Annotated in this window: 9 protein-coding genes; 4 read left to right on the plus strand and 5 right to left on the minus strand. The window is 41.2% G+C overall.

Going from position 1 to position 13,296, the window contains the following annotated elements; all coding sequences use genetic code 11:
- The first annotated feature begins 59 nt into the window (after positions 1-59).
- The 4 genes from U0839_RS00005 to U0839_RS00020 all read left to right on the plus strand — a co-directional run bounded on the left by U0839_RS00005 (position 60) and on the right by U0839_RS00020 (position 7,011).
- Positions 60-1,229 (plus strand): efflux RND transporter periplasmic adaptor subunit, encoded by a 1,170-nt coding sequence (locus U0839_RS00005; protein WP_110439171.1) that lies wholly within the window; start codon positions 60-62, stop codon positions 1,227-1,229.
- Between the two features lie 23 nt (positions 1,230-1,252).
- Positions 1,253-4,414, plus strand: coding sequence for an efflux RND transporter permease subunit (locus U0839_RS00010; protein ID WP_110439170.1), 3,162 nt, complete (start codon positions 1,253-1,255; stop codon positions 4,412-4,414).
- Positions 4,415-4,418: 4 nt separating this feature from the next.
- Positions 4,419-5,948: an efflux transporter outer membrane subunit gene (locus U0839_RS00015; RefSeq protein ID WP_196424881.1), complete on the plus strand. Its 1,530-nt coding sequence runs from the start codon at positions 4,419-4,421 to the stop codon at positions 5,946-5,948.
- A gap of 163 nt (positions 5,949-6,111) precedes the next feature.
- Positions 6,112-7,011 carry a DMT family transporter gene (locus U0839_RS00020; protein WP_155566089.1) on the plus strand — a complete coding sequence of 300 codons (900 nt, stop codon included), beginning with the start codon at positions 6,112-6,114 and terminating at the stop codon, positions 7,009-7,011.
- Positions 7,012-7,046: 35 nt separating this feature from the next.
- Here the strand turns inward: U0839_RS00020 and glpK are convergent, their stop codons facing one another.
- From glpK to accD, 5 genes are all read right to left on the minus strand, one after another.
- The gene (glpK, locus tag U0839_RS00025; RefSeq protein ID WP_155566088.1) at positions 7,047-8,546 is read right to left on the minus strand and encodes a glycerol kinase GlpK; all 1,500 of its coding nucleotides are present in this window, start codon (positions 8,544-8,546) and stop codon (positions 7,047-7,049) included.
- 27 nt (positions 8,547-8,573) lie between these two features.
- Positions 8,574-9,362, minus strand: coding sequence for an MIP/aquaporin family protein (locus U0839_RS00030; protein ID WP_155566087.1), 789 nt, complete (start codon positions 9,360-9,362; stop codon positions 8,574-8,576).
- A gap of 25 nt (positions 9,363-9,387) precedes the next feature.
- Positions 9,388-10,896, minus strand: a complete 1,509-nt coding sequence (gene glpD / locus U0839_RS00035; protein ID WP_155566086.1) for a glycerol-3-phosphate dehydrogenase — start codon at positions 10,894-10,896, stop codon at positions 9,388-9,390.
- 192 nt (positions 10,897-11,088) lie between these two features.
- A complete protein-coding gene (locus tag U0839_RS00040; protein WP_155566085.1) occupies positions 11,089-12,393 on the minus strand; it encodes a bifunctional folylpolyglutamate synthase/dihydrofolate synthase in 1,305 nt (434 codons plus the stop codon).
- Positions 12,394-12,398: 5 nt separating this feature from the next.
- Complete coding sequence (accD, locus tag U0839_RS00045; RefSeq protein ID WP_155566084.1) at positions 12,399-13,259, minus strand: acetyl-CoA carboxylase, carboxyltransferase subunit beta; 861 nt, start codon at positions 13,257-13,259, stop codon at positions 12,399-12,401.
- Positions 13,260-13,296 lie beyond the last annotated feature (37 nt).

Below are 13,296 nucleotides of genomic sequence, written 5' to 3' on the forward strand. Positions count from 1 at the left end.
TTATTTATAGATAATCAACAGTAAATTTATCTTGATTTTTAAGGAAATAGGGAAGAGAAGTGACAATAACAGATTCTTTCTTTACAAAATGGCATAAAGAATATGCTTTATTATTTGCTTTATTATTGCCACTTAATGCATGTAAAAAACAGCAACCTGCTCGACCCATACCTAGTGCGAATTTTGTAACGGTTCATACTCAAGAAGTTGAGAATTTAGTTGAGCTGACTGGACGTGTTTCTCCGATGCGCGTTTCACAGGTTCGTCCTCAGGTAAATGGATATCTTTATAAAAGGTTATTTGAAGAAGGTACGGATGTTATTAAGGGACAACAGCTTTATGAGGTTGATCCTCGACCCTATCAAGCCGCTTTAAATGAGGCGCGGGGTAAGCTTAACCGTGATTTGGCGACATTACGCACCCAGACTTTGAAGTTAAAAAGATATGGCCCATTGAAAAATATGGATGCTGTCAGTCGTCAGGATTATGATGATACACTTGCTGCACAAGAAGCAACTAAGGCTGATATTGAAAGTGATAAAGCAACAGTAAGACAGGCTGAACTGAATCTTGAATATACGGGAATTAATGCCACCATTTCTGGAAGGATAAGTCGTTCTATCCAAACGCAGGGCGCATTAATGTCTGTTAATCAGGCAGATCCAGTCGCTGTCATTACGCAACTTGATCCAATTTTTGTTGATATTATTGAACCTACCGCAGAACAGTTGCGTTTACGTTCAAGACAGGAAAATGGAAAATTACAGACCTTACGTGGGGCAGCCCATGTTCCTATTGATTTGATTTTAGAAGATGGTTCTCGTTACCCCTTACAGGCGAATTTATTATTTACCGAAGTTGTGACAGATCAGGAAACAGGATCTGTTATTCAGCGGGCAATCATACGTAATCCTGATAAATTATTGTTATCAGGCATGTATGTTCGTGCTGTTATGCATGAAGGATATGAGAAAGGGGCCTTTTTAATCCCTCAGGAAGCTATTATGCGTGGTTTGGATAATGCTCCCTATATTTATATTATTAACAAGGATAATGTTATTGAAAGACGTAATGTAGAATTACAACGTATTCAGGATACATACTGGGTTGTTACAAAAGGTCCAGTAGATGGTGATCATCTTCTTGTTAGTAATCCAACTTCATACAGACCAGGTCAAAAAGTCGTTCCTAAAGAAGGACGGACGATTACGGCAGAGGTCCCTAATTAAAGTGTTATAATTGGAATTTTTACATGTCATTGTCGCGTTTTTTTATTGACAGGCCGATTTTTGCTTGGGTTATTGCTATTCTTGTTTCACTGATTGGAACAATTTCTATTATAAGCCTGCCTATTGCACAATGGCCTTCAATCGCCCCTCCACCAATTACATTAAGTTTTACCTATCCAGGTGCTACCGCAGATACGGTTCAAAGAACGGTTGTTGATCCAATCAGTCAAAATCTATACGGTTTGGATAACCTAGAATATATTTCCACTTCCGCTAATGCTGATGGAACTGCATTGGTTACCCTCACCTTTGCACAGGGTACCAGTCCGGATATTGCACAGGTTCAAGTATTGAACCGTATTGATGTTGCCCGTTCATTGTTACCATCAACGGTTGCGTTGCAAGGAATTCGTATTTCGAAATCCAATAAAAGTTACATGATGTTTTTTGCCGTTCAATCTTCTGATCAATCCATGGATGAGGGAGCTCTGGGAGATTTATTGGCAAGTGATATACAGAACCCCGTTACCCGATTGAACGGGTTGGGAGATTATACCGCCTTTTCATCAGAATATGCGATGCGTGTCTGGTTGGATCCAGATAAGCTGCATGATTATCAGCTTAATGCAACGGATGTGATGAATGAAATTGGTTCCCAGAACTCGGAACAGCCTTTGGGTGAATTTGGAAAATTGCCAGCTTTGCCTAATCAGCGTTCTGATATTTATACAGGTGGTGTAAGACGTTTGGTCACACCAGAGGAATTTCAGAATATAGTTGTTAAAACACAGGTAAATGGTGCACGTATCCGATTGAAAGATGTTGCCAGGGTTGAATTGGGACCAATGACTTATCAGCCAATTGGTATGATTAACAATCAGCCTGTTGCTGCTTTTGGTGTCAAGCTTGCTTCTGGGGCCAACCAGTTGGCGCTGTCAAAAGATATTCATAATAAGATTGCAGAATTATCCAAGTATTTTCCAGCAAATACAACCTATTTATATCCACAAGATACCTCGACATATATTATTGAATCAATGGAGGAGGTCGTTGAAACTCTTGTTATTGCGATTTTGCTGGTTATTGTTGTGATGTATGTTTTCTTGCAAAATTTTAGGGCAACGTTTGTACCTGCAATTGCCGTTCCCGTAGTTTTGTTGGGAACATTCGCAATCCTGTTTTTTGCTGGATTTTCGATCAATACTTTGACAATGTTGGCTATGGTGCTTGCCATCGGGTTGCTTGTGGATGATGCGATTGTGGTCGTGGAAAATGTTGAGCGTGTTATGGAGGAGGAACATTGTTCTCCTAAAAAGGCTACTCAAATTTCCATGGATCAGATTAGTGGGGCCCTGGTTGGTATTGCGCTTGTTCTATCCATTGTTTTTATTCCCATGGCTTTTTTCAGCGGTTCTGCCGGGGTGGTTTATCGGCAATTCTCAATTAGCATTGTTGCAGCGATGGCTCTTTCTGTTGTCATTGCATTGATTTTTACCCCCGCTTTGTGTGCAACGGTTTTAAAACCTAAGGAAAAAAAGGAACAGCACGGTTGGTTCTTTACGAAATTTAATAACGGGTTTGATAAAATGGTCGATGGGTATATTCGAGGGGTGAAGCATATGATTCACCATTCACGTATAACCATGATTATTTATGTATTCATTACGGTTGCCGGATTATGTGTTTTTTATATTTTACCCGAAGGGTTCTTACCTGATGAAGATCAAGGGGTTGTTTACATGCAGGCAACATTGAGTCCTGGATCTTCAGCCGCAATGACGTCGAATGTCACCCGGAAAATGACAGATTATTTTGTTAAGCATGAGAATAAATATATCAAGTTTGTTTTTACGGCGATTGGGTTCAATTTTGGTGGTCAGGCCCAGAGTGCAGCTTTTGGTGTTGCCCGTTTGAAAGAATTTGATGAAAGGGGCAGCGATTCCAGGGCAACCGCTCAAGCTATCGCAACAAGGGCGATGCACGCATTGTCTTCTATCCCCGGCGCCAATGTGTTGGCATTTCTTCCGCCTCCCGTTATGGATTTAGGTTCGTCAACCGGGTTTGACTTTGAATTGCAAAATCGTGGACATCTGGATACCATTACCTTTATGAAGGCAAGGGATGCTTTGTTAAAAAAGGCCAGTGCGGATCATCGTCTCGTTGCCGTTCGCCCGAATGGGTTGCCTATTGCCCCGCAATATTATTTCAATATTGATCGTGATAAAGCACATGCCCAAGGGGTTAGTATTGACAGTATCAATCAAACGTTATCCATTGCTCTGGGATCTTCTGATGCGGGATTATTTAACTTGCGTGACCGTGTAAAACACGTGTTTGTACAAGGAGATGTCAAGTCGCGAATGAAGCCTGATGATCTAAGGCGTTGGTTTGTCCGGAATAATAATGGCAAGATGGTTCCATTAACCTCGTTTGTTGATGGTGAATGGAAAATGGCTCCTCAGAAAGTGGAGACCTATAACGGTTATCCATCTTTTGAAATCATGGGGCAGGGAGCTCCTGGTATCAGTAATGGTACAGCGATGAAAATCATTGAGGGTTATGCAAATGAACTTGGCAAGGGAATAGGCTATGAATGGACGGGCATGTCATATGAACAGGAAAAGTCCTCTGGACAAGCCGGAAAACTATATGCTGTTTCTATTTTGGCAGTCTTTTTATCTTTGGCGGCTTTGTATGAAAGTTGGGCTATACCTTTTTCCGTTATCCTGGTGGTTCCCTTGGGAATTATTGGAGCGGCGGCAGCGGTTTATCTGCGTGGAATAGATAATGATATTTATTTCCAGGTTGGGTTGTTAACAACCGTGGGGCTTGCGGCCAAGAATGCCATCCTGATTGTTGAATTTGCTAAGGAACATTATGATACTGGTACAAAAACATTGGAAGAATCAGCGATAATGGCTGCACGTGAACGTATTCGGCCTATTCTGATGACCTCGCTGGCATTTGTGATCGGAACTGTTCCTCTGGCAATTGCAAAAGGGGCGGGTGCTGCAAGTCACGTGGCCATTGGTACAAGTGTGGTGGGTGGTGTTATTACAGCCACTTTGTTGGCCCTCTATTTTGTCCCTGTATTTTTTATTGTCGTTCTGGGATTATTCAAGGTGCGTCCTCATCCATTAAATAATAAGAATGTTGATGCAACCGCTGGACAGACAGGAGAGTAAAATAATGATGAAAATAAGAAAGTCATTTTGGTCACCGCTTATATCCATGACTTTAGCTTTAATGATATTTTCAACGACCTCCTGTAATCTTGTTCCAGATTATAAACGCCCAGATGCATCAATTTCCCAGCAATGGCCGATGGGTTCCGCTTATGGGCCCCCCTTGCCCAAGGATTCAAATTTGCCACAAGCCTATAATGTCGGTTGGAAGGTTTTCTTTCGGGATCCAGTCTTGAGTGAATTAATTTCCATGGCTTTGGCTAATAATCGTGATTTACGTGAGGCAATCGAGAATATTACGGCTTCCCATGCCAGTTACATGCGTCAAAGAGGTGATTTATTTCCAACAGTAAATTATTCTGCGGGGGCTTCCTATCAAACGAGTCCGGGAAAAACCTTGGGCGGTATGCGGGGCTATACGCATTGGAACCAATTATCAACGGGATTTGGTGTATCAAATTATGAAATTGATATATTCGATCATGTTCGGAGTTTGACCAAAGCGGCCAGGGAAAGTTACTTGCAGCAGGTAGAGAGTACTTTATCTGTGCAAATTTCGTTGATTAGCGAGGTTGCCAATACATATATGGCCTGGCTTGCGGATTGTGACAGTCTTCGTACTGTTCAGGAAAGCTTGCATAATCGTGAAAGGAATTTACAATTAATTCAAGGAATGCATACCTATGGTCAACAAAATGCCCAGGCTGTGGCACAAGCAACAGAATTGTTGCAAGAAGCCCGAAGTCAGGAGCAGGTTTATCAAAAAACGGTTGCCAATGATCTGAACAGTCTTACTTTGTTGATTGGTCAGCCTATTCCACAATCTGTCTTGCAAAAGGCCGGTCCTAATCCCTCTCTGGATAATTTTGTTTCCATGCCAGAGGTGGCGTCGGGTATGCCATCGGATCTTCTCGAACGTCGTCCAGATATTTTATTGGCAGAACATCAGCTTAAAGAAGCCAATGCGAATGTTGGATATGCCAGAGCCGCTTTTTTTCCATCCATTCAGCTAACAACATCAGGCAGTACGGCAGGAGCAACTTTTGCACAAATGTTTGGGCCATATTCTGCGGCTTATACATTTATGCCGAAAATTACCGTACCTGTAATTGATGAGGGGCAAAATCTGGCACAATTGAGAACAGCAAAAGCTAAAGTGCGTGCCGCCGTCGCTCATTATCAGAAAGTGATACAATCTTCTTTCAAGGAAGTTGCGGATGCTTTGGCAGCCAGAACAACATTAAAAGAAAAGTGGAAAGCTGAATCTGACAATGTCAAGGCAAGCCAGACAGATTACCGTTTGTCCTATGCCCGGTTCAGTAATGGAATTGATAGTTATATCAGCACATTAACGGCGCAAAGAACATTATTGACCGCCCAAGTTTCATCTATTCAGGCACGTCTTCAATATATGCAGAGTCTTTCAACTTTGTACAGAACGTTGGGAGGAGGATGGAGTGCAGAAAATGCTTTTCAGACCTATCAATCCAATGGAAAGAAATTGAATACTCAGGTAGATAAGAGCAAGCAATAAATTTATTATGAATTAAATCGGTTTGCGATTAGAGATTATCTGAAGAGGATAATCTCTTTTTTTTATCCATATGAATTTTATTTTTATTTTGAAAAATTGTATTGAACAGGTGCCGAATTGCAATGGATAGTAAAATTAATCAGTTATCGGTAAAAAAACGGATATGAATATTGGAAAAAAATACATAGGGATAATCTCTATTTTAATGGCTTCTGTTTTATGGGGGACAACAGGGGTTGCCGCTCAATTTGCACCTGAAGTGAGTGCGCTTGCGATTGGGTCAGGTGCTATGGGTATCGGTGGGTTGTTGCAATCAGTGATTGCCTTGCCATGTCTAAAAAATTATCAGGGGAAATTATATAGTCAAAAAGGTTGGATTATATTGGGTGCCCTTGCCGTTATGTTTTACCCTTTGGCTTTTTATGGTTCGATGCGGGTTGCCAGTATTACGGTTGGAACAGTTGTTTCAATTGGTTCGGCACCATTTTTTTCTGCTGCACTTGAAAACATAATGGATCATTTCAAAGTCACCCTACAATGGGTCATTGGTGCCTTTATGGGAGTATCGGGTATCATCTTGCTCTGTTTTTCTGCCCAACATACCTTATATAGCCCAATATCCTTTGCAAGAATCAGTCTGGGTATTTTATTGGGATTGTTGGCAGGGTTTACCTATGCATTCTATACATGGGTTGCAAGACATTTGATACATCATGAAATTCCATCAAAGGCAGCGATGGGAAGTATTTTCGGGGTTGGTGGTCTTTTGCTGTTACCAGTTTTATTGATAACGGGCGGAACATATTTGAATTCATGGAGCAATTTATCTGTTGGAATTTATATGGCGACTATTCCCATGTTTATTGGTTATCTTTGTTTTGGTTACGGCCTGTCCTTTGTTCCAACAAGCATGGCAACTTTGATAACCTTGTTGGAACCTGTTATTGCAACATTTCTTGCCGTAATAATTGTAGGGGAAAAATTTTCAGGTTTTGGCTGGTTAGGAATTGGTTTGATTTTTTTATGTCTGGTTTGTATCTCAATTCCCAATAATAAAAAATGAAAATGCCTTTATAAGGATAAAGGCATGAGAAAAAATTATTCTTTCAGTAAAGCTTTTTTAAAGGCTAGTCGCCAACCTTTGAGTTTTCTTTCCCGTTCTGCTTGTTCCATTGCCGGTTTGAAAGTGCTACCTTCGGACCAGTTGGTCGTAATATCTTCGATATTGTTCCATATACCGCACCCAAGACCAGCAAGATAGGCAGCTCCCATTGCGGTTGTTTCAATATAAGCGGGTCGTTCGACGGTTGTATTCATAATACTGGCTAGGAATTGACAATACCAGTCATTCGCTGACATTCCGCCATCAACACGGATGGATGAAATTTCTTCAAGACTGTCCTTTTTCATTGCCTCGGCAAGATCATAGGTCTGATAGGCAATGGATTCTAGTGCGGCACGGGCTATATGGGCAGCTGTCGCATTGAAGGTTAATCCAGTAATGATTGCCTTGACATCAGGTTCCCAATGGGGGGCACCCAATCCGACAAAGGCTGGAACCATATATACTTCATGGTTGTCGTTAACCTTGGTTGCCATATCATTGGTTTGTGAGGCATGGGTGATGATTCCGATACCATCCCTTAACCATTTGATTGCAGCACCAGCAACAAAGATGGATCCTTCAAGTGCATAGGTTGGTTTACCATTTAGGCGATAGGCCGTTGTTGTGAGCATGCGGTTTTGGGAGGTTACGATTTTGTCCCCTGTGTTTAACAGCATAAAGCATCCCGTGCCATAGGTTGCCTTAACCATGCCGGGTTCAAAACAGGCTTGACCGATTAATGCGGCTTGCTGATCCCCCGCCATTCCCATAATGGGAATTGAATTACCAAACAAGGCAGGATCTGTTGTGCCGAACAAAGTACTGTTATCTTTTACCTCAGGTAAAATAGAGGCGGGAATATTAAAGATTTTGAGTAGTTCTGGATCCCATGATTGTGTTTGTATATTAAACAGCAGGGTTCGACTGGCATTGGTTGCATCTGTTGCGTGAACCTTGCCTCCAGTTAGACGCCATAAAAGGAAACTGTCAATTGTACCAAAAGCCAGTTCACCGCGTTCTGCTTCAGATCTTACATTCGGGATGTTATCCAATATCCAGGCAATTTTTGTCGCGGAGAAGTAGGGGTCAAGAAGTAAGCCTGTTTTTTCATAGATTGTTTTTTCTAGCCCTTCTTCCTTTAAAGCTCTGCATGAATTTGCTGTCCGTCGATCCTGCCATACGATGGCATTGTAGACAGGTTTGCCCGTCTTACGGTTCCAGATAACAACTGTTTCACGTTGGTTGGTAATGCCTATGGCGGCAATTTCACTGGTTTTACCTTCAAGGGAAGCTTTGGCGATGGCGTTTTTAATTGTATATACAGTATCACTCCAGATGTCCTCCGGATTATGTTCAACCCATCCAAGTTGAGGATAATGCTGGGTAAATTCATGTCGGCTGAGCGATATTTCTTGGCCCCGTGTGTTGAAGATAATTGAACGTGTAGATGTTGTGCCCTGGTCAAGGGCAATAATATAATGAGCTTTATTCATGGAAATTATATCCGCTTTGTAATTGGGTTATGATATACGAGATAAAAAGGGTTTAATGAATAATTGATAGGCACCTCCACCCATGACACCGCCTAGGAGTGGGCCGAAAATAGGACCCCACCAATAAGAAGGTAAACCGGGAAAGGCAGAAGGTCCCCAGCCAGCCAAATAGATGAATATTCTAGGACCAAGATCACGTGCGGGATTGATCGCCCATCCTTCAAGATATCCTGCCGATGCACCAATAGCAGCAACTACAAAACCGATAATCAGTGCACCACTGTTTGCTTGTGGGGCAATGGTATTGTATTCATCAGTAATGGCAAAAATACTGAAAACCAAAAATGCAGTTAAAAGGATTTCGTTAAAAAAAGCATGGATAGGTGTGACTGTTAATCCGGGTGCTGTGATAAAAACACCAGCCCCACCGCCCAATGGGCGGGTCAGGTGATGGACAACATTATAATGGTCAATAACTGAATAATACATGCAATAAACAAGAACTGCACCGCAAATCCCGCCAAAAACCTGGGCGATTATATAGGCAGGGACTTTTTTCCAGGAAAAATTCCGGAATAAGGCAAGGGCTAGTGTTACAGCAGGATTGGCATGGGTGCCACTTATGCTGCCAGTAACATAGATCGCGAAAGTTACACTTAATCCCCAGGAAATCGCAACACCCCAATAGGCATTTTGATAAGGACTTGGATCATACATAAGAAGCATTGCTGCTGCTGAACAACCAATAAATATGATAATTGTAACTGCAATCGCTTCAGAAATGAGCTCTCCTATAAGATTTTTCGTATTTTGCATATGTTATTGACTTTCTGGAGGGAGGTTATTGAGACTTTTGCAAATATTGAGCCAGTTTTCCTTGCTCTTCTTGGGTGAAATATAATCCCAGTTTTGTTCTTCTCCATAAAATGTCTTCTACAGTCATGGCCCATTCCTTTTCGACAAGGTAATCAACTTCATGCTGTGTCAAACCATGGCCAAAATCAATACCCATATCCGTCTTGCTTTTGGCATTGTGAATAATGTTTATGGCATCTGTTCCATAACTGTGTGCAATGCGTTTGGCAGTGATTTCATCAAGGAAGGAAACAGTATTGCGAAAATCTTTATAAAATAAATCAAAATTGCCATCGGTAATATTTCCACCTGGCAAAGGTTCTTTGTCCGTCCAATTTTGGCGGGTATATTTGAAAAACTTGGCTAGTTTTTCCATGCTATGTTCTGCAAGACGGCGATAGGTTGTAATTTTCCCGCCAAAGATTGAGAGTAAAGGTGCCTGACTGTTTTCCTCATTCAAATCGAGGTGATAATCTCTGGTTACTGCTGAAGCATTGCTGGAGGCATCGTCATACAGTGGACGAACGCCAGAATAATTCCAGATTACATCTTTTGGAGCAATGTTCTTATTGAAATAATCGTTCACCGATTTACATAGATATTCGGTTTCATTTTCATCAATCCCAGGTAAAATATCTGGAGATTGATCCCAGGAAATATCTGTTGTGCCAATCAATGTGAATTCTTCGTGGTAGGGAATGGCAAATACAATCCGTTTGTCATCATTTTGTAGAATATAGGCTTGAGGACCTTCATAAAGTTTTTTGACAACAATATGACTGCCCTTGACAAGCCGAACATTCATTTTACTTTGAACATGCAGTTTGTCTTGTAAAAGTTCTGCAACCCATGGTCCGGCTGCGTTCACAATTACTTTTGCTGTTATGGTTGTTTTTTTCTGGGTTTTATTATCTTGGATTGTTGCACTCCATTCATTTGTTGAGCGTTTGGCATCCACAAATTTTGTTTGAGTACGAATGTCGGCACCCAGCATAGAGGCCCCTTTTGCATTTAATACAACAAGGCGGCTATCATCAACGGCGCAATCTGCATAGGTAAAGCCCTTTTTGATATCATTTCGTAAAGGTTGTCCATATGGAGAGGTTTGTAATGAGATTAATTTGGAGTTAGGCAATTTTGGGTGGCTTGCCAAATGATCATATAAAAATAATCCGATTCGAATCATCCAGGCTGGTCGAATGGAATTTCGATGAGGAAGAACAAATTCAAGAGGACGTATAATATGAGAGGCCAGGTTAAGAAGACGTTCACGTTCCTGTAAGGCCTCCCGAACCAGGCGAAATTCATAATATTCAAGATAACGCAATCCGCCATGAATTAGTTTTGTGCTTGCAGAAGAAGTATGGCTTGCCAGATCATTTTTCTCAACGAGTAAAACTTTTAATCCTCGTCCTGCTGCATCGCGAGCAATACCTGTTCCATTGACGCCACCACCAACAATTAAAAGATCATAGGTTGTAGGCTGGGTGTTCATTAGTAATCTCCTGAAAGAATATTTTATTTATTTAATTTTATTTTTTTAATATGGTTTCAGGAGATATGAAATATCAAGCAAGAAATGGCCCTATTTGGGCTATTTCTGGTAAAGTATAGTTGTACTAAAAGTAAAAATCATATATTTAAAAGAAAATAAAAGTTTAATTATAAATAGTTATATAAATAAACCTTAAACAGGTTTCCATCCATCTTGACGTAAAACACTTCCTGCTAAATAAAGACTTCCACAAATAAGGACTCTGTAAGGTTTTTTTTCTGTTTGTTGAAGATGAATTAAAGCATTTTTAATCGTTCCACCGCTAATGGCATGATTTTTAGAAGCCTGGATAATATTATCAATGGACATGGCCATATGTTGATCAGGTTCAATTACAGCCTGTATAGAGGTGCATAACGGGATAAGAGGGGCAAGAAATGCACTGGAATCTTTATTGTTTTTCATGCCAACAATGAGATGAAGGGGCCTGTCCTGCCATTTAGACTTTATAAATCGGGCAAGGATTTGCCCGGCATCGGCATTATGTCCTCCATCCAGCCACAACTCTGTTTCTGGAGTGATATACTTGGTCAATGTTCCTTGTAAGCGTTGCAAACGTGCCGGCCATTGTGCCTCTGCAATACCTTGCCATGCATATTCTGGCACGGCAAGTTGGGTTGCACGTAAAGTGGCAATCGCCAAACCTGCATTATTAACCTGATGAAATCCCATTAGACTGGGTAGAGGTAATTGAAGCGTTCCCTTGGAATCATTATAAACTAGATAATCCCTTTGTTTTTCAATAGTCCAGTTTTTCCCCTGGATAAATAGTGGAGCATTCTTGGCTTGAGCTTCTTCCTGTAAAATGTTCAATACTTCTGGGGATTGATTATAAGTTATAACAGGTATGGATTTTTTGATGATTCCAGACTTTTCCCTAGCAATTTTTACAAGACTGTTGCCAAGAAAAGCTTCATGATCCATTGAGATGGAGGTGATGGTGCTGGCAATGGGATATATGACATTTGTTGCATCAAAGCGCCCACCCAATCCTACTTCAATAATTGCCAGATCAGCTGGATATTTCGCGAATAGACAAAAAGTGGCGGCTGTTAGAACTTCAAAAACCGTGATGGGTTGTTGATTATTAACTTTTTCAATGTAGGACAAGGTATCTGATAATTCTGCTTCATCAACCAGATGGCCTGAAATTCGAAAACGTTCTGTGACATTGATCAGATGGGGTGAAGTTGAAACATGAACATTCCATCCCGCTTTTTCGCCTATGGCACGCAAAAAGGAACAGGTGCTGCCTTTTCCATTCGTACCGGCCACATGAATTGTTGGGGGAAGATGCCGCTCTGGATTTCCCAGATCGTTTAGCAACCGTTTCAATCGATTGAGGGATAGATCAATCAAAGAGGGATATAGTTTGTTAAGTCGCTCGAGTATTTGACCTGAGCGTCCAGTAAATTCGGTTAAAACAGGAGAATTCATAAAAGCTAGGATGTTTGTGTATTTGTGTTACATAACAGGCTGATGAGATTGGCAAGCGTTTCTCGCATATCTGTTCTTTTAACAACCATGTCAATCATGCCGTGATCAAGAAGATATTCTGAGCGTTGAAATCCTTCTGGCAATTTTTCATGAACAGTATTTTCAATAACACGTGGACCTGCAAATCCGATTAATGCATTGGGTTCTGCGATGTGGATATCCCCCAACATTGCAAAGGAAGCAGTCACCCCGCCTGTTGTTGGATTGGTAAAGACGACGATATAGGGAATTTTGGCCTCTTTTAGCATTTCTACAGCGATGACGGTACGGGGCATCTGCATAAGGCTAATCATTCCCTCTTGCATTCTGGCCCCCCCTGATGCGGTAAATATGATTAAAGGGGATTGTTGTAAAAGGGCAAGACGGGTTGCCGCAAGGAAACTCTCACCAAAGGCGGCCCCCATTGTGCCAGCCATAAATTCAAAGGCCATAACGGCCACCACTGCTTTTTGCTCCAGAATGGTACCATGTGCGACGGCAATTGATTCTTCAAGTTGTGATTTTGCGCGGTTTTCCTTTAGTCGATCGGTATAACGTTTTTTATCCCTGAAATTTAAGGGGTCTACAGGCATTTTGGGGAGCTCTATGCAAGTATAGGAATCCTGGTCAAAAGTCCATTCCAAACGCTCTTTCACAGATGCACGCATATGATGTCCACAATGTGGACAGATATTCATGTTTTTTTGTAAATCCTTGATTAACAGCATTTGGTCACAGGCATCGCAATTGGTCCACAGATTATCAGGTATATCTTTTTTTAAAAATCCTTGAATTCTGGGACGTACATATTCCGTAAGCCAACTCATAACTGATCTTTCATTGATGATGATTAATTTATAAACC

Source organism: Commensalibacter sp. A3DC, from assembly GCF_047307945.1.
GTDB classification, from domain to species: Bacteria; Pseudomonadota; Alphaproteobacteria; order Acetobacterales; family Acetobacteraceae; genus Commensalibacter; species Commensalibacter melissae.

Coding starts and splice junctions, on each gene's coding strand:
- U0839_RS00010 (WP_110439170.1), top strand. CDS start 1,253: ATGTCATTGTCGCGTTTTTTTATTGACAGGCCGATTTTTGCTTGGGTT.
- U0839_RS00015 (WP_196424881.1), top strand. CDS start 4,419: ATGATGAAAATAAGAAAGTCATTTTGGTCACCGCTTATATCCATGACT.
- U0839_RS00020 (WP_155566089.1), top strand. CDS start 6,112: ATGAATATTGGAAAAAAATACATAGGGATAATCTCTATTTTAATGGCT.
- glpK (WP_155566088.1), bottom strand. CDS start 8,546: ATGAATAAAGCTCATTATATTATTGCCCTTGACCAGGGCACAACATCT.
- U0839_RS00030 (WP_155566087.1), bottom strand. CDS start 9,362: ATGCAAAATACGAAAAATCTTATAGGAGAGCTCATTTCTGAAGCGATT.
- glpD (WP_155566086.1), bottom strand. CDS start 10,896: ATGAACACCCAGCCTACAACCTATGATCTTTTAATTGTTGGTGGTGGC.
- U0839_RS00040 (WP_155566085.1), bottom strand. CDS start 12,393: ATGAATTCTCCTGTTTTAACCGAATTTACTGGACGCTCAGGTCAAATA.
- accD (WP_155566084.1), bottom strand. CDS start 13,259: ATGAGTTGGCTTACGGAATATGTACGTCCCAGAATTCAAGGATTTTTA.